Annotated in this window: 20 protein-coding genes and 1 pseudogene; 3 read left to right on the forward strand and 18 right to left on the reverse strand. The window is 72.0% G+C overall.

Features of this window, described 5'->3' with window-relative positions; genetic code table 11:
• Nucleotides 1-222: 222 nt before the first annotated feature.
• The 8 genes from ACFWTE_RS26510 to ACFWTE_RS26545 form a co-directional block, all read right to left on the reverse strand.
• Entirely contained in the window at nucleotides 223-1,134 is a 912-nt protein-coding gene (locus ACFWTE_RS26510; protein ID WP_378782637.1) for a type II secretion system F family protein, read from the reverse strand.
• A 13-nt stretch (nucleotides 1,135-1,147) separates the two neighbouring features.
• The gene (locus ACFWTE_RS26515) at nucleotides 1,148-2,080 is read right to left on the reverse strand and encodes a type II secretion system F family protein (protein WP_378782638.1); all 933 of its coding nucleotides are present in this window, start codon (nucleotides 2,078-2,080) and stop codon (nucleotides 1,148-1,150) included.
• A gap of 58 nt (nucleotides 2,081-2,138) precedes the next feature.
• Nucleotides 2,139-3,464, reverse strand: a complete 1,326-nt coding sequence (locus ACFWTE_RS26520; protein WP_378782639.1) for a CpaF family protein — start codon at nucleotides 3,462-3,464, stop codon at nucleotides 2,139-2,141.
• 48 nt (nucleotides 3,465-3,512) lie between these two features.
• Nucleotides 3,513-3,893 carry a TadE/TadG family type IV pilus assembly protein gene (locus ACFWTE_RS26525; RefSeq protein ID WP_378782655.1) on the reverse strand — a complete coding sequence of 127 codons (381 nt, stop codon included), beginning with the start codon at nucleotides 3,891-3,893 and terminating at the stop codon, nucleotides 3,513-3,515.
• Between the two features lie 86 nt (nucleotides 3,894-3,979).
• A complete protein-coding gene (locus ACFWTE_RS26530; RefSeq protein WP_378782640.1) occupies nucleotides 3,980-4,396 on the reverse strand; it encodes a pilus assembly protein in 417 nt (138 codons plus the stop codon).
• The gene (locus tag ACFWTE_RS26535; protein WP_378782641.1) at nucleotides 4,389-5,795 is read right to left on the reverse strand and encodes a CpaE family protein; all 1,407 of its coding nucleotides are present in this window, start codon (nucleotides 5,793-5,795) and stop codon (nucleotides 4,389-4,391) included. Before ACFWTE_RS26535 ends, ACFWTE_RS26530 begins: the two co-directional genes overlap by 8 nt.
• Complete coding sequence (cpaB, locus tag ACFWTE_RS26540; RefSeq protein WP_378782642.1) at nucleotides 5,792-6,571, reverse strand: Flp pilus assembly protein CpaB; 780 nt, start codon at nucleotides 6,569-6,571, stop codon at nucleotides 5,792-5,794. The genes ACFWTE_RS26535 and cpaB overlap by 4 nt, the downstream gene beginning before the upstream one ends.
• A gap of 69 nt (nucleotides 6,572-6,640) precedes the next feature.
• On the reverse strand, nucleotides 6,641-7,804 hold the full coding sequence (locus tag ACFWTE_RS26545; RefSeq protein WP_378782643.1) for a hypothetical protein: 1,164 nt from the start codon (nucleotides 7,802-7,804) through the stop codon (nucleotides 6,641-6,643).
• Between the two features lie 581 nt (nucleotides 7,805-8,385).
• Between ACFWTE_RS26545 and ACFWTE_RS26550 the strand changes: the two genes are divergently transcribed.
• Nucleotides 8,386-8,874: a YkvA family protein gene (locus ACFWTE_RS26550; protein WP_378782644.1), complete on the forward strand. Its 489-nt coding sequence runs from the start codon at nucleotides 8,386-8,388 to the stop codon at nucleotides 8,872-8,874.
• A gap of 273 nt (nucleotides 8,875-9,147) precedes the next feature.
• On the opposite strand, the gene ACFWTE_RS26555 is transcribed toward ACFWTE_RS26550, so the two are convergent.
• The 4 genes from ACFWTE_RS26555 to ACFWTE_RS26570 are packed head-to-tail and all read right to left on the reverse strand — an operon-like array spanning nucleotide 9,148 to nucleotide 13,870.
• Entirely contained in the window at nucleotides 9,148-10,818 is a 1,671-nt protein-coding gene (locus ACFWTE_RS26555; RefSeq protein WP_378782645.1) for a glycoside hydrolase family 43 protein, read from the reverse strand.
• A gap of 46 nt (nucleotides 10,819-10,864) precedes the next feature.
• On the reverse strand, nucleotides 10,865-11,689 hold the full coding sequence (locus ACFWTE_RS26560; RefSeq protein ID WP_378782646.1) for a carbohydrate ABC transporter permease: 825 nt from the start codon (nucleotides 11,687-11,689) through the stop codon (nucleotides 10,865-10,867).
• A 1-nt stretch (nucleotide 11,690) separates the two neighbouring features.
• Entirely contained in the window at nucleotides 11,691-12,581 is an 891-nt protein-coding gene (locus ACFWTE_RS26565) for a carbohydrate ABC transporter permease (RefSeq protein WP_378782647.1), read from the reverse strand.
• Nucleotides 12,578-13,870: an ABC transporter substrate-binding protein gene (locus ACFWTE_RS26570; RefSeq protein WP_378782648.1), complete on the reverse strand. Its 1,293-nt coding sequence runs from the start codon at nucleotides 13,868-13,870 to the stop codon at nucleotides 12,578-12,580. Before ACFWTE_RS26570 ends, ACFWTE_RS26565 begins: the two co-directional genes overlap by 4 nt.
• 213 nt (nucleotides 13,871-14,083) lie before the next feature.
• Here ACFWTE_RS26570 and ACFWTE_RS26575 point away from each other — a divergent pair, with 213 nt between their 5' ends.
• Nucleotides 14,084-15,100 (forward strand): LacI family DNA-binding transcriptional regulator, encoded by a 1,017-nt coding sequence (locus ACFWTE_RS26575; protein WP_378782649.1) that lies wholly within the window; start codon nucleotides 14,084-14,086, stop codon nucleotides 15,098-15,100.
• Between the two features lie 88 nt (nucleotides 15,101-15,188).
• Here ACFWTE_RS26575 and ACFWTE_RS26580 read toward each other — a convergent pair whose 3' ends face one another.
• The 3 genes from ACFWTE_RS26580 to ACFWTE_RS26590 all read right to left on the reverse strand — a co-directional run bounded on the left by ACFWTE_RS26580 (nucleotide 15,189) and on the right by ACFWTE_RS26590 (nucleotide 17,654).
• On the reverse strand, nucleotides 15,189-15,659 hold the full coding sequence (locus tag ACFWTE_RS26580) for a hypothetical protein (RefSeq protein ID WP_378782650.1): 471 nt from the start codon (nucleotides 15,657-15,659) through the stop codon (nucleotides 15,189-15,191).
• A gap of 153 nt (nucleotides 15,660-15,812) precedes the next feature.
• Nucleotides 15,813-16,907, reverse strand: coding sequence for a CobW family GTP-binding protein (locus tag ACFWTE_RS26585; RefSeq protein ID WP_378782656.1), 1,095 nt, complete (start codon nucleotides 16,905-16,907; stop codon nucleotides 15,813-15,815).
• A 156-nt stretch (nucleotides 16,908-17,063) separates the two neighbouring features.
• Nucleotides 17,064-17,654: a TetR/AcrR family transcriptional regulator gene (locus ACFWTE_RS26590; RefSeq protein ID WP_378782651.1), complete on the reverse strand. Its 591-nt coding sequence runs from the start codon at nucleotides 17,652-17,654 to the stop codon at nucleotides 17,064-17,066.
• A 103-nt stretch (nucleotides 17,655-17,757) separates the two neighbouring features.
• Between ACFWTE_RS26590 and ACFWTE_RS26595 the strand changes: the two genes are divergently transcribed.
• Nucleotides 17,758-18,180, forward strand: coding sequence for a VOC family protein (locus ACFWTE_RS26595; RefSeq protein ID WP_378782652.1), 423 nt, complete (start codon nucleotides 17,758-17,760; stop codon nucleotides 18,178-18,180).
• 82 nt (nucleotides 18,181-18,262) lie between these two features.
• On the opposite strand, the gene ACFWTE_RS26600 is transcribed toward ACFWTE_RS26595, so the two are convergent.
• From ACFWTE_RS26600 to ACFWTE_RS26610, 3 genes and pseudogenes are all read right to left on the reverse strand, one after another.
• Nucleotides 18,263-18,559 carry a YciI family protein gene (locus ACFWTE_RS26600; protein WP_378782653.1) on the reverse strand — a complete coding sequence of 99 codons (297 nt, stop codon included), beginning with the start codon at nucleotides 18,557-18,559 and terminating at the stop codon, nucleotides 18,263-18,265.
• Nucleotides 18,560-18,726: 167 nt separating this feature from the next.
• Complete coding sequence (locus ACFWTE_RS26605) at nucleotides 18,727-18,888, reverse strand: hypothetical protein (RefSeq protein ID WP_378782654.1); 162 nt, start codon at nucleotides 18,886-18,888, stop codon at nucleotides 18,727-18,729.
• Nucleotides 18,885-19,489: pseudogene (locus ACFWTE_RS26610) on the reverse strand (hypothetical protein); the annotation flags it as partial. The pseudogene ACFWTE_RS26610 and the gene ACFWTE_RS26605, both read right to left, overlap by 4 nt.

Genomic DNA, 19,489 nt, shown 5'->3' on the forward strand with positions numbered 1-19,489 from the left:
CTCAAATATCGTCGGCAGCTTCTTTTGTGTATAAGCGACCGGGTCGGGGGGCGCCCCCTCCCCCCCCCGGACGGGCCCCCCCCCCACCCCGGGGAGGGACCCGTCCGGTCCCTCTCCCGCACCGCGCTGTGCGACGTCCGGCCCCGGCGGTGCCCGCGGGCGCGAAGGTGCGGCGAGGGGCAGCCCGGCGGATGCGAGCCCGCGAGGACGGGAGGACCCGGCCTAACCTCCGAAGATCGCGCCGAGGTTGACCTCGGTGCCCAGGAACATGGACCCGACGATGAGGATCAGCAGGCCCGGCAGCAGGGTCACCGCGGTCACCATCGTCACCCTGGGGTTCATCCGCTGGGCCTTGCGGCGCATGTACTGGGCGTCGGCCCGCCGCATGTCCCGGCTGATGTCCACGAGGGTGTCGCTGAGGGGGGCGCCCAGCTCCTCGGCCTGCTGGATGGCGGTCACGAACTTGCTCAGCGACTCGTTGCGCGTGCGGCGGCGCAACATCTCGAAGGCCTCGCGCCGGGACGTCCCCAGATCCATCTGCTGGAGGGCGAGCGTGAACTCGTCGGCGAGCACACCCGGCATCGACTCCGCCACCCGCGCCACGGCGGCCCGGAACGACATCCCCGCGCTCACCGTCACCGAGAGCACGTCCAGGAAGTCCGGCAGCTGTGACTGCACCCGGTCGGCCCGTTCCTGGCCCTGGACGTACATGCTGAGGTCCGTCAACCCCATGAACGCCAGCACGACCACGCCCACCAGCGGGCTGCCCACCGCGAACATGAGCACACCCAGGGGGCCGTACAGCGCCACCTCGCCGATCTTGCGCCGTACGTACCGTTCCAGGGTCAGCCCGTCCGGCCGGCCCGCCGCCTCCAGCCGCTCGGTGATGGAGGCGCGCATCTGCGGGCTCAACGACCCCAGGACCGACCGGACGAACGGCCTGCCGATCGCCTCGGTGATGCGGTGCAGGACGAACGTCTCCTCGGCCTTGGTCCGTGTCGGACGGGCGGCCGGGCCTCCCACCTCCACACGGGTCCGCGACATGGTGAGGTACAGGCCGTAGCAGCCGGTCAGCACGACGAGGGCGCCGACCAGCGCCACGGCGAGCGGAACCAGGGTGGGGAGCACACTCATCGGGGGAGTCCTTCTAGAGGTCGAACTTGGTGATGCGGGACACCAGCAGGAATCCGAGCGCGAACAGCGCGGCCACCACGAGCAGTACCGTCACCCCCGCGACGGACGTGGTCATGACACGCATGATCCCCGGCTCGATACCGTTGATCAGGAACAGGGCGCCCACGGACATGAACCCCAGCGCCCACACGGTGCTCGTGGTCTCGCTGAGGATGGTCTGCACCTCGCGCCGGGTCTCCTTGCGGTTCTCCAACGTCTCGGAGATGTTGCGCAGCGCCGTGACCAGCGAACCACCGGAACGGGACGCCACCACCAGCGTGGACAGCAGCACCCCCAGCTCGCGCGAGGGCATCCGCTCGCGCAGCTCCCGGACGGCCTCCTCGAAACTGGCGCCGAGCTTCATCGACTCGGCCATCCGGCCCAGCTCCTCCCCGGCGGGCCCGTCCAGTTCGTCGGCGGCCATCGCCACCGCGGTGGGAAGGGCCAGCCCCGCGGAGGTCGCGTTGCCCAGGACCCGCGCCACGTCCGGCAGCTGGGCGGTGAACTCCTCACGCCGCTTGGCCTCGGCCCGGTTCAGGTAGGAGAAGAACAGGAACGCCACCCCGACCGCGGCGAGCAGGCCGAAGAACGGCGCCAGGACCTGCCAGACCACGACCACCGCGAGGAGCGTTCCGCCGGTCAGCGCGAGCACGAACGTCGAGAGGCGCACGTCCGCACCGGACCTGGCGATCCTGCGGTGCAGCCGCGAACCCCACTGGGTGCGGTAGATCGCCGCGTCCAGGCGCGCCGCGGGCGTGGACGCCTCGTACTCGACCCGGTCGAGCGCACTGCGGGCGGCGATCAACCGACGCTGCTCGGCACTGGCCACGAACTCCCACAGCGCCCACAGGGCCACGGCGAGGACCACGGCCAGGCCGCCGAGGATCGCCACGAACTGCCAGTTCACCGGGACTCCAATCGGGTGGTAGGGGGTGAGGGCGCCCGGAGGGGCGAGGACAGGGGGGTCACCCTCCGCCTCTGACACCTTCGTCGGGGGCGACGCCGAACGCCGCCGGAATGGCCTCGCCCACGTGGTAGATCCGCCCCGCCATGTGCCGGGGCATCGGGAAGTGCCGGTACTCGCCGGACACGGAACGGTTGGGGCCCATGGGCAGCGCGTCGAACGTCATCACCGGGTCCAGCCGGAACTCCTCGCGGCGGCGGGAGGAGACCACCGCGATCTCGTTCACCCGTCTCGTCCCGTCCGGCCAGCGCCCCAGGTGCACGATGGCGTCCACCGCGTTGTTGATCTGGTCGCGGATCGCGTCGTAGGGCACGTTGCCGTCGCCCAGCGTCGCCAGGGTCTGCAACCGGTAGATGGCGTCGTCGGCCGAGTTCGCGTGCACGGTCACCAGCGAGCCGTCGTGGCCGGTGTTCATGGCCTGGAGCATGTCGATGGTCTCCGGGCCGCGCACCTCGCCGACGATGATGCGGTCCGGCCGCATCCGCAGCGCGTTGCGGACCAGGTCGCGGATGGCGATCTCGCCCCGCCCCTCGATGTTGGCGGGCCGGGACTCCAACCGCACCACGTGCTCCTGCATCAGCTGGAGCTCGGCCGAGTCCTCGATGGTGACGATGCGCTCGGTCGACGGCACGAACGCCGACATCGCGTTGAGGAACGTGGTCTTTCCGGTGCCGGTGCCCCCGGAGACCACGATGTTGAACCTGGCCCGCACCATGGCCGCCAACAGGATGCCCGTCGGCGCGTCCAGGCTGCCCATCCGCACCAGTTCGTCGATGGGGTAGGGCTTGGGGAAGCGCCGGATGGTCAGGATGGGCCCGGACAGCGACAGGGGCGGGATGATCACGTTGACGCGCTCGCCCGTGGGCAGCCGCGCGTCCACCATCGGTGAGGACTCGTCCACCCGGCGGTTGACCAGGGACACGATGCGGTCGATGGTCTGGTAGAGCTGTTCCTCGCCGTTGAAGGTGGCGTCGACCCGCTGCATCCGGCCGCCGCGCTCGATGAACACGTTGTCGGGACCGTTGACCATGATCTCGGTGACGGTCTCGTCGGCCAGCAGGGGCTCCAGCACCCCCAGCCCGAGGGCCTCGTCCACGACCCTGCGGATCAGCAGCGACCGCTCGCGGTCGGACAGCACCGGCCCCTCACGGGTCAGGATGTGCCCCACGACCTTCTCCAACCGCACCCGGCGCTGGGCCAGGGTCAGCTGGGTGAGGTCCTCCAGGTTGATCTCCTCCAGGAGGCGCCGCCGCCAGTGCGTCACGCTGGCGCTGTCGGCGCGGCCCTCGACGACACGGTCCTCCTCCAGGCGGTCCTTCAGACCCATGGCCCTGGTCTCCTTCCCCCCGGGCGGGCGCGGCGTACCGCTTCCGCCTCACACATTGGGCATGTCCACGCGACGTGTCAGAGTCAGGTGCAGTCCCGCCGACGAGAACACGATCGGCAGCGGATGCGACACCTCCACGTAGAACCCCTCGCTGTCGTTGGTTCCGCTGGTGACGGTCGCCTCGTCCAACCACGACGGCAGGGCCTCCCGGGCCGCCGTCTCGGCGCCCGGCAGCTGCTGCGCCCCGGCGACGCGGGCGCCGGCGCGGGCCGCGGACTCCAGGCGTTCGACCGCGACGAAGGCCAGGAACGCCTCGATCGCGATGACCGCGACCATGAGCAGGATCGGGAAGATCGCGGCGAACTCCAGGAGCGGGCCGCCGCGGTCGGAGTCGCGGCGCGGCCGGCCGCCGAGCAGCACGCGCCGCACGGCACCGCCGCGCGGGCGCCCCGCCCCGGCACGGGTCCCGGTGCCCGGGCCGTCCGCGGCGCCGTCCGGTCCTGTGGTCGGTCGGCTCACGGTGTGGCCCCCCGCGGCTCCACCTCGGGGACGACCCGTGCCTCACCGGTGATGTCCCACGGCCCGGTGGCCCCGGGCAGGAAGATCGGCATGGCGAGGGAGACCTGGGCGAACCGGACGCCGTCGCGTTCGACGACGGTCACCGCCATCACGTCGTCCCCGTTCCACGGAGGCCGCACCCGCTTGCGGGCCTCCTCGTCGACGCGGGCCATGTCGTCCGGGGTCACGGAGGCCTGCCGGGCGGCCTCGGCGGCGCCGTGCGAGGCGTACATCGAGGTGATGCCGAGCAGCAGCACCTGCCACACCAGGGCCATCGCCATCATCATGAACGGCACCGCCGCCGCGAACTCCACGATGATCGCGCCGTCGTCGCGTCGGCCGGCCCGGGCCCGCGCGGCCGACGACTCAGCCATCGAACCCACCCTGGCCCCCTCCGCCTCCCCGCGATCCGGTTCCCGGGTAGCCACCGGACGACGTCGCGGAGGATCCGTTCGCCGCGCTCCGGGACGTGTCGGGCATCGACGCGTTGAGGAACCCGGACACGTCGCGGGTGGACGGTGCGAGCGCCTGGCGGTCCGCGAGTGCGGCGAACGACCCCAGGCCGCCGGAGGGCGTGGCCGCCCCGCCCTTGCCACCGCTGCCCAGGGGGGCGGGCGGGCTCAGCAGGTCCAGCTCCGCGGCCAGGCGAACGAAGGCCTTGCGCAGGCCCTCGTCGGTGACCTTGGTCGGGTCGCCGTTGTTCTCCCCGGGTTCGAGCGCCCGGTACGCGGCCGGGACGGGGGTGCGCAGCACCTTGGTGCCCAACAGCTGCTGGAGGAAGTCCGGCTGGATCTCGTTCTTGCGGCTGTGCCGGGTGACCAGCGAGTACACGTCCTCGTGGGAGCGGATCTGCAACCGCTCCCACATGCCCATGAGCCGCTGGGCGCCGCGCAGCGCGGGCACGTCGGGCGTGACGACGACGACCGCGGTGTCGGCCAGTTCCACCGCCATGGCGGTGGCCTCGTTCATGGTCGAACCGCAGTCCACCACCACCAGTTCGTACCGGGAGCGCAGCGCGTTGAGCACCCGGCGGGTGGCGCGGGCGGTGACGTCCTCGCCGCGTTCGCCGTGCTCGGGTGCGAGCAGCACGTGCGGTCCCCTGTGGTCGACGTACAGGGTCTCGGCGAGCATCCCCGGGGTGATGTCGTCCCCGGCGTCCACCAGGTCGGTGATGGAGCGGCGGTGGCGCAGGTTGAGGAACGCCGGCACGTCGCCGGTCTGGAGGTCGAGGTCCACCAGGCAGACGACCCGGTCGGCGGCCGCCGCGGCCATCGCGAGGTGGACGGCGCACGTGGTGGTGCCCATGCCCCCCTTGGCCCCGCTGACGGCCATGATCCGGCCGCGCACGCCCGAGGCGGGCAGGTCCAGGGAGGCGGACTCCAGGTGGCGGCGCAGGGTGCGCGACCACTCGGCGGCCTTCGTGACGCGGGTCTCCAGTTCGGCGATCCCGGAGTCGTGCGGCAGCACGCCCCGGGCCCCGGCCTCCATGGCCCCGGTGAACGTGTCGGGGTCCATGGTGGGGGAGACCAGAAGGATCGCGAGCTGGGGGTGGCGGTGGGACAGGTCGCGGATGGCGTCGAACACCGGGGCGGGCCCCAGCTCCTGGTGGATGAGCACGACGTCGATCTCGGGGAACTCGCCGGCCGCGTCGATCAGCGCGGAGGTGGTGGGCCGGGAGGCCACCAGCTCGGCGCTTCCCAGCTCCTCGAAACGTGCGGCCAGCACCATCTCCGTCTCGGAGGTGGGCATGCCCGCCAGGACTCGGAACATCAACGGTCACCTCCCCGCGGCGCGAGCCGCTCGGCGGTCGTCTCGCCCTCGTCGGGGTTTGCGCCCCCGGCGAGGTCGTCGAAGTCCCCGCTGCAGAACTCGGTGTCCCCGGGCGAGCCGCCGCCGTCGGCGCTCACCAGTGCCAGGCGGAGCTTGGTCGAGAAGTCCTCCGCGTAGGCGAGCTGGAGCGCGGTCTGCGGGTCGAGGCGGAAGGTCACCGGGACCACCCCGGCCACACCGCCGTTCTCGCCCTCCTGGGAGCGGAGCTCGCCGATGGCGAGGACCTCGACCTCGGTGATGATCCGCACCGCGCACGCCTCCCCGTGGTCGCGCGGCTGGAACGTGCCGTAGATGTCCACGAAGGATCCGCGCTGGACCTTGCCGGCGACACCGGTCTCGGCGTCGACCATGATCGCGATCTCCCGCTCACCCGTGGTGAGGGTGGGCTGGGGCTGCACCATCCCGCGCTGGAGGTAGACGCCCTCCTCCAGGTGGGAGGCGGCGACGAGCTCCTGGTCGGCGGGTGTCTCCACGTCGGCCAGGTCGGTGATGAACACCTCGGGGTCGAAGTACATGCTCGGTACCTGCACCCGTTCGAGGGACTCCTCGCCGACGGGCTGGTACGCGTCCACGGACTCCGACAGGCGAAGGACGGTCGCGAACTCGCCCAGGCGTTCCTGCTGGGAGTTGAGGTAGGTGAACACGGAGGCGAACACGGCGACGGCGCCGATGGCGGCGACGACCATGAGCAGCACGCCACGTCGCTGACGGGGGTTCATGAGGGGTCTTTTCCGTTTCCAGTGTCGTCGCGGGACCGTCCGCACGGCGGGCCGACGCGGTTGCGGTCCCTAGCGGGAGTAGGTCCTGGGCGTTTTGGGCCACAGGGCGTCGTTCGCGAACGGGGCGCCCTCCGGCCGGTCGGCGGTCGGTGGGGTCGGTTGGCCGTGGGCGGCTCCCCTTCCGCCCGGGGGCGGAGGAGCGCCGTGGGACGGCGGGTCGGAGGGCGGCGGTCCCGGCGGGCGCCGGTCCCGCCCGTGGTCGGGCACCGGTCCCTGCGCGGGCCGCGGCTCGGGTCCGGGCAGGGGACGTCGTTGCGGCCGGTGCTCGGGCTCGGGTGCCGCGTGCCGCCTCGGCTGCGGTTCCTGGAGCCGTGCGCCGGTCCGGGGGTTGTCGGCCGCGCAGAAGGGGCAGGGCCTGCCCGACATGGGCTCGCCGCACCAGGAGCAGTGGGAGGCGCGGATGGCCCCCGCCGCGTAGGCGAGCGCTTGGGGGTGGGCGCTCAGGGCGACGAACTCCACGTACCGGGAGGTCCCCCAGTACACGGGGCCGAGGGGTTGGGCGGGAAGGGTGCGGGTGGCCACCGGTTGGATGGCCTGCGGGAGGTTGTCGTCGAAGACCCCGGTGATGGAGGGGTCGGGCGTGGAGCAGAGCAGCTGGACAGGCTGGACCGGGCGGAAGGGCAGGGTCCGTGCGATGTCGGCCGGTCGCATGCGTCCCACGCGGGCGGTGGGTGCGCAGTAGGCGAGGAAGGACACGGAAGGGGCGAAGGAGCCCATGTGCTGGCGCATCGAGGTGGGGATCGTGGACAGGCCGGAGACCGTCTTCAGCCAGGCGCCCGCGAGCAGGTGCCGGGGGAGTTCGTCGCAGAGCGCGGCGACCATGCCCGGGGGGAGGTAGGGCGCGAGGTAGGCGAGCTGGTCGGCGATCAGTGACAGCGCGAGGGGGGAGAGGTCCACACCGATCCCCGCGACGTGGTCGGTGCGCATCGAGCCGCGCGCGAAGTTGATCGCGCGTTCGGCGTCCTCGGACTGCCATGCGGGGTAGAGCGCGACGACCTTGCGGCCGGCGGCGACCTGTTGTCTGGCGAAGGCGACGAACGCCGAACTGCGCTCCCCGATGCCCTCGCCTCGCATGGTGAACCGCTGAGCCCGGACCTCGCCCACATGGCCCGTGCTGGGGATATCCGCCAACAGGGCGACGGTCGTCGCCGACCGCGGTTGGGCTCTGGACACTGGGCAAGCTCCATCGGTTCTGCGCACTGGGGAGAGGTCTGAAGCCGGGCGGCCTCCCACGTCGAAGGACCCACCCGAACGCATCGTAACGAATGTGTGGCTGAAGGGGGGAGACCTCGCATTTGTCGCCATTGAACACGGGGTACAGGGGGGTGCGAAGGGGCGGGGGTGGGGAACCGGCGGGCGCGGCTCGGGGGACGGGCCTCCCCTGCTGGCCGAAGGGGATCGGGTCGCGCTCGGTACCGCAGCCCCCTTCGGGGCGGACGGCAGGGGGTGTTGGCCGCATGTGGCCAAGGTATAGACAGACCCCTCTGTGCCTGTTTGGTGGTCATTTGTGTGAATTGTCTGATTTGCTTGTCGAGCGGATCCGTGTTCGTTTCCTCACCTCCGTCCTCCCCACCCAAGAATGCCCCTCCGGCCCTCAGACCACCAGTGTCCACGGTCGAACTGTGGAAAACTCCCCGGCCGGAACGGGTGTCGCGTACGTCTCGTCCGGGGTTGGGACGCTCCCCCCGGGGAACGAAACGAGGAGACTTCGCGTCATATCTTGAGAAGTCACTTGCCCCCTGAGGAGACCAACGATGCGCAAGGCAAACCGCGCCGCGGCTGGAGCCGCCGCCTGGCAGGTCGTCCAGAACTCCGACACCGACGTCTCGGTCTGGAAGCGGGTCGGGGCCGTCCCGCGGATGCTCGGGGCCAAGATGCGTGGCCGCTACCCCGACCTGAGCAGCTCGAAGCTGCTCGGCATGCTGGTGCTGGCGGTCTACATCGTCTCACCGATCGACTTCGTTCCCGAACTGTTCATCCCGCTGCTCGGCCTGGCGGACGACGTCGGTGTCGCCGTGTGGCTGACCACCATGGCACTGGGCGAGAGCGAGCGCTTCGTCCGGTGGGAGCGGCAGAGCCAGGCCCAGGAGGCCTTCCACCAGGCCAACCAGCCCGGCCAGGGCGGTGTCCGCCCGGACGGCCAGGGCCAGGCCGACCAGGGCCAGGCCGGCCCCGGACATGGCGGGTCCCCCGGTCAGGACGCCCGCGGCGGTGCCGGACAGGCCGTCGGTCGCAAGTCCTGACGCGGGGGAAAGCCCGGCCGGGCGTCCCGGCCGTACCGCCACGTCCACGGGTCCCGCGTGTCAGCTCACACGCGGGACCCGTCCCGTTTCCTCCGCGCCCGCGAGGCCCACGGGACGCCCGGCGGTGCTCGAAGCCGGCGACGGTTCAGCCGTAGACGTTGGTGATGGGATCTCTGTGACTCCGGGATCGGTCGGACGGGCCCCCGGCGCGTTCACGGGACGCTTCGCGCCGCACCGTTCGTGCCGGGCCGGGCCGCCGCCCCCGCCACGGGGTCACGGCGTTCCCGTCACCTCCCGGTACGACGCGTGGTCGAAGTCGGCGTGGCAGCCCGTCCCGGCGAGGTCGTGCACCCACAGGCCGAGGAACGCGCCCGTGAAGCCCCAGGCCCTCACCAGGCCCGCGTCACCCTCCCGGTCCGGATGGCCGCCCCCCGCACCCTCCCGTTCGGCGACGTGGTCGTCGGAGAGGATCCCCGCGTCCAGCACCACACCCATGTCGGTCCACAGGACGCCGTCCCGGGAGAGGGCGAACCGCAGTTCGGCACCGTCGATCGCGGCCCTCATGTGGCAGCGCTCCCAACCCTCGACCACGATCCGGTGGCCGACCTCCCGGAACCGGCCCCGGTCGCAGGTGAGCACCCTCGCGAACAGCCCCTCCTCCTCGTCGAAGCCGACCCGCAGGTAGTGCCAGTGCCTGGTGTTGTAGTAGGCGGTGAGCCCGGCCATCTGCTGGAAGGTGCGGGTCCGGAACTCCATCACCGTCTCCATGGCGCAGCGCTCGTGCTGGACGCGCCGCGCCACCAGGCTCGGCGACCGGGTCCCGGCCGGTGACTGGCCGCCCCGGACGCGCAGGTGCCCCGGGCGCTCCGTCAGCGACAGCCAGTCCCCGGCCGCGTGGCGCCGCAGCGTGCTCCACTCCGGGCGCAGCACGTCGGCGTCGAAGCCGTCCACCTCCGGCGGTTCCGGCCACGGGTGCGGCTCCAGGTCGGGGCCGCGAACCTCCTCGTGCGGCACGGCGCCCGCCACGCGCGGCCACCCCTCGGGTGACCAGTCCACGCGCTGCAGCGCGGTCTCCCTGCCGAGTACGCACCGGCCCCGCTCGGTCAGGGGGCGCGACGCCAGGTGGGCCAGGAACCACTCGCCGCCGGGGGTCCGCACCAGGCTCCCGTGCCCGGCCTTCTGCAGGGTCAGCGAGGGGTCGGGGCGCGAGGTCAGGGTCGGTCCGGCCGGATCCGGTTCGTAGGGGCCCTCGATCCGTCGCGACCGCGCCACCGTGACCTGGTGGTCCCAGGTGGTGCCGCCCTCGGCGGTCACCAGGTAGTACCAGCCGTCCCTGCGGTACAGGTGCGACCCCTCGGTCACACCCGCCTCGGTTCCGGTGAAGATCAGTCGCGCCTCGCCGACCAGCCGCATCGCGTCGGTGTCCAACTCCTGGAGCACGATCCCCCCGAACGCGTTCCTGCCGGGGCGCCAGTCGTTCAGGTTGGACAGCACCCAGCTGCGGCCGTCCTCGTCGTGGAAGACCGACGGGTCGAAGCCCTTGGAGTGCAGCGGCACCGGGTCCGACCACGGGCCGGTGACCTCCCGGGCGGTGGTCACGAGGTTGGGGGTGTCCCAGAAACCGCCCGCGTAGTTCTCCACGTTGGTGAAGATCAGGTAGAACAGCCCGTCCTTGTGGGACAGGCAGGGCGCCCACACCCCGGCGGAGTCCCGGCGCCCCGTCAGGTCCAGGAGCCGCTCCTCGGTCAGCGCCCCGCCCAGGGGGCGCCAGCGGACCAGGTCCCTGGAGTGGTGCAGGACCACCCCCGGGCACCATTCGAAGGTCGACGTGGCCAGGTAGTAGTCGTCCCCGACCCGCAGGATCGAGGGGTCGGGGTGGAACCCCGGCAGAACCGGGTTGGTGATGGTCCCGGAGGTCGCGGCGGAGGCGGGGAGGGTCGTCATCGTGGCCTTTCGTCTGTGCGGTGCGTGTGTGGTCGGGGCGGGTCTGCTACTTGCCGAACCCCGCGGCCAGGCCGCCCAGCAGGTGCCTGCGCCCGAAGAGGTAGAGGGCGAAGATCGGCAGGGTCGAGAGGACGACGGCGGCCATCAGGCCCGGCACGTCGGTGCCGTACTGGGTCTGGAAGGACCACAGGCCCAGGGGCAGGACGCGGTTCTCCTCGCTCTGGGTGAGCACCAGGGGGAAGAGGAAGTTGTTCCAGGCGTTGAGCCCCACGAAGATGGCCACGGTGACCACGCCGGGGCGCGACAGGGGGAGCACCAGGCGCAGGAACGCCTGGAGGTTGGTGGCGCCGTCCAGGGCCATCGCCTCGTAGAGTTCACCGGGCACGTCGCGCAGCGAGCTGGTCAGCACCACGATGGAGATGGGCAGCGTGAACGCGGCCGTGGGCAGGATGATCGCGGTGAGGCTGTCGTACAGGCTGAGCCGGGTGATGATCAGGTAGATCGGGATGATCACCGCCTGGGCGGGGACCGCCAGTCCCAGCAGGAACAGCAGGAACGCCACGCGGAGGGCACGGCTGCGGCCGCGCACGATCGCGAACGCCGCGGGCAGGGCCACCACCAGGACCAGCGCGACGGAGCCGCACGCCACGACCAGGCTGTTGGCGAGGAACCGCAGGAACCCCACCTCGAAGACGTTGAGGTAGTTGTCCAGGGTCAGGGTGTCCGGCAGGGCCAGCGGGCCGTCGGCCATGTAGTCGCCCGGTCCGCGCAGGCTGGTGGCGAGCAGGTAGTAGATCGGCACCGCCACGACCACGAGCCACAGCGCGGCCCCGATGCCGCCGCCGACGGAGGGCCTGGTTCGGGAGGCCATCTCACATCCCCTCTCTCTGGCTGGTCATCCGGGCGTAGCCGGTCACGCGCACCACGAGCAGTGACAGCCCGGTGCCGATCACGACCAGCAGCACCGCGATGGCACTCGCGTAGCCCATCTCGAAGGCGATGAAGCCCTGGTTGTACATGTGCAGGGGCAGGATGCGGGTGGCGTTGCCCGGACCGCCGTCGGTGAGCAGCAGGACGGTCTCGAAGTAGGTCATCGATCCGACCAGGATCAGCACGGACGAGGCGATGATGGTGTGCCGCAGCTGGGGGACGGTGATGTGCCAGAACCGCCTGGCGGGGGAGGCCCCGTCGAGTTCCGCGGCCTCGTAGAGGGAGCGCGGGATCTGACGCGCCGCCGCCTGGTACAGCAGCATGTGGAACGGCAGGAACTGCCACAGCAGGATGAGCACGATCGCGTACAGGGCCAGCGAGCTGTTGCCGAGCACGTTGCCGTCGGGGAGTCCGATCCAGGGGCCGACCTGGGAGGGCAGTCCGAAGTTCGGGTCGAGCAGTGCCTTCCAGATCAGGGCGATGGCGGCCGTCGACAGCAGGAGCGGGAGGAAGAAGACGGCGCTGGCCACCGCCCGCCCGCGCTGGTGCCCGGCAGCCCACGTGCCGAAGGCCAGGGCCAGGGGGGTCTGCGTGGCCCAGCACAGCGCGGTCAGGGACAGGGTGACGACCAGCCCGCGGCCGACGTCGGCGTCGCCCGGGAGCGCCCGCCAGTTGTCCAGGCCCACCCACTGCGGGGACCCGAGCCCGTTCCACGCGGTGAGGCTGAGGTAGACGACCACGACGACGGGTGCCAGGCCGAACAGCCCGAAGAACAGCAGGGCCGGAGCGGCCCAGGCGAACCCGGGCCGCTCCGCTGGGGTCGCGGTCCTCACAGGTACTGCTCCATGTCCTGGGAGAAGTCCTCCGGGGTGATGTCGCCCAGGAAGAGCAGCTGGAGGTTGGTCAGCAGGGCCTGCGAGGCGGAGGGGGACAGCGCCTGGTCCCACGACTGGGTGAAGCTCGGCGCCTCCGAGACCAGCTCGTGGGTGAACGTGGCGAAGTCGGCCTGATCGCTCTCTTGGAGCCGGTCCTCCACGCCCACGACGGCGGGCACCTGGCCGGCCTCGATGAGCCCGTCGACGTACTCGTCGGAGGCGAAGGTCTCGACCAGGAAGTCCACGGCCGCGTCGGTGTGGGAGCTGTCGGCGTTGACGGAGAAGTAGTTGCTGGGGTTGCCGACGATCGCGCCGGGCTCGCCCTCGCCCCCCTCCACGGCGGGGAAGGCCGTGTACCCGAGGTCGCCGCTCGCCATGAAGTCGGGGCTGTCCTCCTGCTGGCGGGCGATGTCCCAGGTGCCCATGAGGAACATGGCGGACTCGCCGGTGGCCAGGAGCGCCGAGGCGCTGCCGTTGTCGTAGTCGATGGAGCTGAAGTTGGTGCCGAACGCGCCGCGCTCCGTCAGGTCCTGGCACATCTCCATGGCCTCGATGATCGCCGGGTCGTTCCAGGCGCCCTCCTCCCCGTCGACGACGGCCTGGAACTTCTCGGCCCCGCCGACCCGCTCCACCAGGTACGAGAACCACATCAGCTGGGTCCAGCCCTGCGCCCCGGGGAGCGTGATGGGGGTGACGTCCTGCTCCTGGAAGGTGTCGACGGCCTCCAGCAGCTCCTCGTAGGTCTCGGGGGGCTCGATGCCCGCCTCCTCGAAGACCGCCTTGTTGTGGAAGAGCACGACGGGCTGCACGCCGAGGATGGGCACGCCGTAGTAGGCGTCGTCGATCCGGGCGACGTCGAGCACGCTGGGGAGGAAGGCGTCGCGGAACTCCGGAGCGGTCTCCATGGCGTCGGTCAGGTCGACGACCTGGCCCGCGTCGACGTACTGCGACAGGTTGCCGCCGCCCCAGTTGAAGAACACGTCGGGCGCGTTGGGGGAGCCCAGCGCCACCTGGAGCCGCTGCTTGTAGGAGTCGTTGACGTAGGTGACGAGTTCGGCGGGGACGTCGCCGGAGGCGTTGTAGGACTCGATGCCCGCTTCGACGAGCTCGTTCACCGCGGCGTCCTCCAGAGCCCACACCTGGAAGGCGTCGCCGTCGCCGGGCCCGGTCGTCCCGCAGCCCGTGGCCAGGAACATGGCCAGGGCGAGCGAGGTACCGCCGATCACGCGTATCCGGTTGCTTCTCATGGGGACACCGTTCTTCCGTCGGGGGGAGACGTGAGTCGAAATCCTCGAAAGATTTCGATATGTTTCGGTTGGCACGACGCTAAATTGTCCGAGGGGGTGCGTCAAGGCCCCCTCTGATTGCGGCTAGGTTACGGCGAGTGTTCTCGAAAAGTTTCGAGATAGAATCCTGAAGGGCCGCGAACCTCTCCCGGCCCGGATCCGACGAGGAGGCGCATGCCACAGCGACGACCCACCCTGGCGGAGATCGCCCAGGAGGCGGGGGTCTCCGTCCCGACCGTGTCCAAGGTGCTCAACGGCCGCCTCGACGTCGCCGCGGAGACCCGCCGCCAGGTGGAGCGGCTCCTGGAGCAGCACCGCTACCAGCCGCGCAGGCACCGCGACGACCGGACGGTCGGCCTCATCGACCTGGTCTTCCTCGACCTGGGGAGCCCGTGGTCGATGGCGATCCTCGACGGGGTCGAGGAGGTCACCCACGAGGCGGGGTTCGGCATCGTCGTCTCGGCCGTCCACGACCGCAGCCGGACCCGGCCCGGACGCAAGTGGCTCGACAACCTCCAGGCGCGCAACTCCGACGGTGTGGTCCTGGTCCTGTCCGAGCTGTCCGCCGCCCAGCACGCCCAACTGGCCGCGCTGGGCATACCCGTGGTGGTGGTCGACCCCGTCGGCGACCTCGCCAAGGACGTCCCGGCGGTCGGCGCCACCAACTGGGCCGGCGGCGTGGCCGCGACCGAGCACCTCATCGACCTGGGCCACCGGCGCATCGCCACGCTGAGCGGGCCCCCCGACGTCATGTGCAGCCGCGCACGGGTGGACGGCTACCGCAGCGCCATGCGCGACGCCGGCCTCGCCGTCCCGGACGACTACGTCCGCTACGGCGACTTCCTGCTGGACACGGGGAGGACGGAGACGGCCGCGCTCCTGGAGCTTCCCGAGCCGCCCACCGCGATCTTCGCCGGCTCGGACCAGATGGCCAGGGGGGCCTACGGAGCCCTGTTCGACCGCGGGCTGCGCGTCCCGGACGACGTCAGCGTGATCGGCTTCGACGACCTGCCCGAGGCGCTGTGGGCGACGCCGCCGCTGACCACGATCCGCCAACCCCTGCGCGACATGGCGCAGATGGCCACGCGGATGCTGCTCGACCTGGTCGGTGGGAACCGGCCCGAGACCACCCGCGTGGAGATGGCCACCCGGTTGGTGGAGCGCAGCAGTACGGCCCCGCCCAAGGACTGAGAGCCCCGGGGCGGGCGGTCACGGGGGTGCGGTCGGGGCGTGCGGCGGGTGGCGCGTCCCGGCCGCACCCCCGTGTGTCACACGCGGGTCAGGCGCCGTCCCCGTCGTCCCCGCCGCCCCCGTCGTCCTGGTCCCCGTCCTCGCTCCCCGGGCCGATGCGGACGACCTCCAGGTCCAGGCTCGCGGCGGGGCGGTCCAGCGCCGAGGCGAGCGCGCGCAGCGCCTGCCCCTCGGCGGCGGCCCGGCTCAGCGCCACCGGGAGGTGCAACGCGGCGGGCAGGTCCTCCTGCGCGGGGAACCGGGTCTGCCACCCGGCACCGTCGCACAGGACGGCCGCCGCGTAGCAGGGGGCGTCGTCGCCGCCGTCGTGTCCGAAGAGGGTCACGTCGACGTCGTCGGGGGAGACCCCCAACCGGTCGGCGACGACCTCGGACATCGTGTCCGCCAGCCCGGCCTCGTCGTCGCCGGTCACGACCGCGTCGGGGCGTCCCGGCAGTTCGACGACGGCGCGCCGGGTCCGACCGTCGCCGGTGACGATGCCGAAGTGGTGTGTGTTCACAGGGCCTCCTCGCGAGGATCAGGAGTCTCGCACGCCGGGCGGGCCCCTGGACAGGGGTTTTCCGGGGCGGCTTCCCACCATCGCGCGGTCCGGGGCCCTCCCGCCCGGCGCACGTGCCCGTGCGCCCGGTGGTGTTCCCGAGGTCCCCGGGGGTCAGAGCGCGTCGGCGAAGGGGTCGGAGCCCAGGGGGCGGCCCGCCTCCTCCTCGGTGAGCAGGCACGAGTCCAGCAGCGACACCAGCCGGGCGGCGTCCAGGTCCACACCGGTGAACGCGAGGTGCTGCCGGCGGTCGCAGACCACCGGGTCCCAGTCCAGGAGCGCCGAGGTGCGGCGGATCTGCGGGACCAGTTCGGCGGCGGCCTCCGGGAGCGCGCCCAGCCAGGGCCCCGCGCTCTCCAGCAGCAGGGCGTCGTTGTAGGCGTCCCACACCAGGAGGGTGTCCGGCCGGTCGGCGAGCCAGATCCTTCCCCGGCCGCGCAGACCGGACGCCACGATCCGCTCCAGGGCCCCGTGCAGCCGTTCGGGGTGCAGGGGGCGCTTGCGCGTCCAGGTCACGGTGCCCACCCGGCCGTCCTGCCGCTCCGCGTACTGCGCCCACGCGGGGTTGAGCCTGTGGGCTGCGGTCTCCGGGTCGAAGCGACCGCGTGTCAGGTCCGCCGGGCAGACGTCGGGCGCGAGGACCACGGCGGCCGGGTTCAGCTGCTCCAGCAGGGCGCGTGCCTCGTCGAGGTGCCGCGAGCCGTGCAGGGCGAGCACCGTCGGGTACTCGATCTGGTGGGCGAGCAGCTCGGCGACGGCCCGTTCGTCCTCCGCCGACACGTCCAGCCCCCGGTCGCGCACGTCGTCGTGGCCGGACAGGTCCGGCAGCAGGCGTTCGGCGTCCACGGCGGTGACCACGGCGCACAGGCGCAGCTCCGCCCGCGCCGCGACCGCCTCGCAGACGCGCCGCGGCTCGACCCCCTCCCAGACCTCCACCACGCACAGGCCCTGCCCGCCCCGCTCCGCGAGCTCCAGCAGGGTGGGGACCAGGTCCTCACGCACGACGCAGGACACGCAGGGGTGGCCGAGGTGGACGCGGTCGTGGTCGATGGTCCCCCTCCGGTCGTGGACGAGGCGGTGGACGATCCCCTCGTTGATCCCGCCGAGGTCGTGGTGCACGGCCACGGCGCCGGGCTCCGCCGCGAGCAGGTCCTCCACTGTCCGTCCACGCGCGTTCCGGTGCAGGCCGGACACCACGGCCACGCGCATCGGGGTCGTCGGTTCCATGGGGATGCCTTCCTTCGTCATGGTCAGCGTAGCGAGAACGATAATCATTACCGTATCGCAGGGGGTGTCGTCGGCATGTCCCGCGCCGGGGCCGACGGGCGGCGGAGGTGCCGCGTGGGGGCGTGTCCGGGCCCGGGGTCACGTGGTGCCGGAGGCCGGTCCGGGGACGATCAGCTCCACCATCCGGTCCACCAGTGACTCGGCGGCGTCGTCGGCGAGGACGTCCGGCAGGGTCAGGTGTTCGATGAACAGTCCTGTCATCGCCAGGTAGAGCGTCACCACGGTGTTCCGGTCCCCGGGGAAGCCGCCCTCCAGGTGGACGCGCACGTTGTCCTCCAGGGTCTCCTTGATCGTACGGGTCAGCTCCTCGCGGATGCCCGGATGGCGGTTGGCCTCCAGGCGCAGCTCCAGCAGGGCCAGGTAGCCGTTGCGGTGGAGTTCGATGCGCCGCAGCAGGTCGCGCATGCCCAGGCGGGTCTGTTCCCGGGAGGGTTCGGCCTCCGCGAACCGGGCGACGAACTCCTCGGTGGGGGTCAGCCGCACGTGGACGTGCGCGCCCGCCTGGAGCAGGAGTTCGGCCCGGTTGGCGAAGTAGTTCGACGCGGTGCCCCTGGGTACCTCCGCGCGGGCGTCCACCGCGCGGAAGGTGAGTCCCCGCGCACCCTCCTCCGCCAGGACGTCGATGGCCGCGTCCAGGAGGGCGCGCCTGCGTTCGGGGTTCTGTCGCATGGTTCTCGTGTCTCCGACTGCCGTGGAAGGACGTGCTTGCTATGACCACTTCGAGTGTAGTACTTTGCTTGAAGTGGTAAAGATCGGACTCGGGGAGAACAACGTGAATATCGACCTCATGGGCACGGCGGTCCTGTGCGACGACCCGCGCGCGGGCGCCGAGTGGTTCGTCGAACACATCGGATTCGAGATCAACGTCGACATCGGCTGGTACGTCAACACCCAGCACGCGCAGCACAAGAACCTGTCACTGGACTTCGTCCGGCGCGACCACGGGTCCCTTCCCGAGGGGATGCTCGGACAGCGGGTGGCGGGAACACTCGTCGCCTTCCTGGTCCAGGACGTGGACGCGGAGGAGGAGCGGCTGAGGCAGGCCGGAGTGGAGTTCGTCCTGCCGCTGGTCAGCGAGCCCTGGGGGCAGCGCCGCTTCCAGGTCGCCGGTCCGGAGGGGCTCTTCGTGGAGATCCTCCAGATGGTCGCCCCCGACCCCCGGTGGATGAAGGACAACGGCTTCGCACCGGAGTAGCCGCTCCCCGCGCGGAGCGCCAGGGGAGCCGCGGGACCGGCCTCGACCGGCGGCCCCGCGGCGTGCGCGCGTCGGGCGCGGCTCAGAAGTGCTCGGCGAGCGGCCCCAGCACCGGGACCCACTCCTGGGCGCAGACCTCCGACACCAGGCCCTGGACCCGGAAGGGGTCCTTCTCGGTGTGGGCGACCGCGGCCTCCTTGGAGTCGGCCCGGAACAGCAGCAGGGCTCCGGGGGCCTCCTCCGGTCCGAACGGGCCCGAGCACAGGTTGACGCCCTGCTCCGAGAGCCCGTCCAGGTACCCCCGGTGGGCCGGACGGTGCTCGTCGCGCGCGGCGGCGCTGTCGTCGGCGTAGGTGTAGGTGACGGCGAAGACGGCCATCGGTTTCCTCCCGGAGTGTGTGGTCGGGCGGCGGGCACCGCGCTCGCCGCCACTGTGCCACAGGCGGCCCCGGAACCGGTGACCGGCGCCGTCGGCCGCGCGGGTCCCGCCCGCCGTGACCCGATCCGGGAACCGCCGCCCGGGACGTCCGGCGCTCAGGAGCGCCGTCACATCCGGGTGAGGGCGAGCTCCCACACGCCCTGGACGGCGGCGATGCCGCACCGGACGACGACGGCGATCGCGGCCACGGTCAGCGCTCCCGTGGTGAGGTAGACGGCCACCGCGACGGTCCGGCGCACACCCCGGTGCCCGTGTCCCCGGTAGGTCACCGGGGTTCCCCCACACGCCCGGGGCGGGGCTGCGTCGGCCCGCCCGGCCCGCGTGGGCCGTCCGCGCCGGTCGCGGAGCCGCCTCGCAGAACGGGCGCCCGGGCGGCGAGCATCCCCGTGAACGCGGGGGGCTCACCGGCCAGCACCCACCGCAGCAGTGCGGTGAGGCTGGGGTCCGCGAGACCGGCGCCGTCGGTGACCGCCGAGGTCGGGAACACCCGCACCTCCCCGAAGTCGGCCGCCGCGTCCCGCAGCAGGTTGCCGAGGCCCAGGGTCCGCTCCGCCCATTCCTGCGGAGCCGCCCCGCCGGGCGCGACAGAGGTGCCCCGGAGCAGGTCCCCGCGGGTGACCGCCACCGCCAGGCGGGTCCGCGCCCGCAGTGACCGGACCTCTCTGCCGGACATGCGGTACTGCCGCTGGATCTCGTCGCGCACCGCCCCGTACGCCAGATCGGGATCGCGCGTGTGCGACCGGTCCCCGGCCAGCCGCGACCGCTCCCCGGCGGTCATGGCCCGCCACACCGCCTCGATGCCCAGGGGGTCCACCGCCAGCACGAACGTCGACGCCTGCAGGACGGACAAGGCCAGACTGGTCACCGCGG

The organism is Nocardiopsis sp. NPDC058631 (assembly GCF_042716955.1).
Classification (GTDB): Bacteria; Actinomycetota; Actinomycetes; order Streptosporangiales; family Streptosporangiaceae; genus Nocardiopsis.

Excerpts from the sequence above, each read along its gene's own strand:
- cpaB (WP_378782642.1), bottom strand. The coding sequence starts at position 6,571 with ATGAACCCCCGTCAGCGACGTGGCGTGCTGCTCATGGTCGTCGCCGCC.
- ACFWTE_RS26575 (WP_378782649.1), top strand. The coding sequence starts at position 14,084 with ATGCCACAGCGACGACCCACCCTGGCGGAGATCGCCCAGGAGGCGGGG.
- ACFWTE_RS26600 (WP_378782653.1), bottom strand. The coding sequence starts at position 18,559 with ATGGCCGTCTTCGCCGTCACCTACACCTACGCCGACGACAGCGCCGCC.
- ACFWTE_RS26510 (WP_378782637.1), bottom strand. The coding sequence starts at position 1,134 with ATGAGTGTGCTCCCCACCCTGGTTCCGCTCGCCGTGGCGCTGGTCGGC.
- ACFWTE_RS26570 (WP_378782648.1), bottom strand. The coding sequence starts at position 13,870 with ATGAGAAGCAACCGGATACGCGTGATCGGCGGTACCTCGCTCGCCCTG.
- ACFWTE_RS26520 (WP_378782639.1), bottom strand. The coding sequence starts at position 3,464 with ATGGGTCTGAAGGACCGCCTGGAGGAGGACCGTGTCGTCGAGGGCCGC.
- ACFWTE_RS26530 (WP_378782640.1), bottom strand. The coding sequence starts at position 4,396 with ATGGCTGAGTCGTCGGCCGCGCGGGCCCGGGCCGGCCGACGCGACGAC.
- ACFWTE_RS26560 (WP_378782646.1), bottom strand. The coding sequence starts at position 11,689 with ATGGCCTCCCGAACCAGGCCCTCCGTCGGCGGCGGCATCGGGGCCGCG.
- ACFWTE_RS26550 (WP_378782644.1), top strand. The coding sequence starts at position 8,386 with ATGCGCAAGGCAAACCGCGCCGCGGCTGGAGCCGCCGCCTGGCAGGTC.
- ACFWTE_RS26590 (WP_378782651.1), bottom strand. The coding sequence starts at position 17,654 with ATGCGACAGAACCCCGAACGCAGGCGCGCCCTCCTGGACGCGGCCATC.
- ACFWTE_RS26555 (WP_378782645.1), bottom strand. The coding sequence starts at position 10,818 with ATGACGACCCTCCCCGCCTCCGCCGCGACCTCCGGGACCATCACCAAC.
- ACFWTE_RS26585 (WP_378782656.1), bottom strand. The coding sequence starts at position 16,907 with ATGCGCGTGGCCGTGGTGTCCGGCCTGCACCGGAACGCGCGTGGACGG.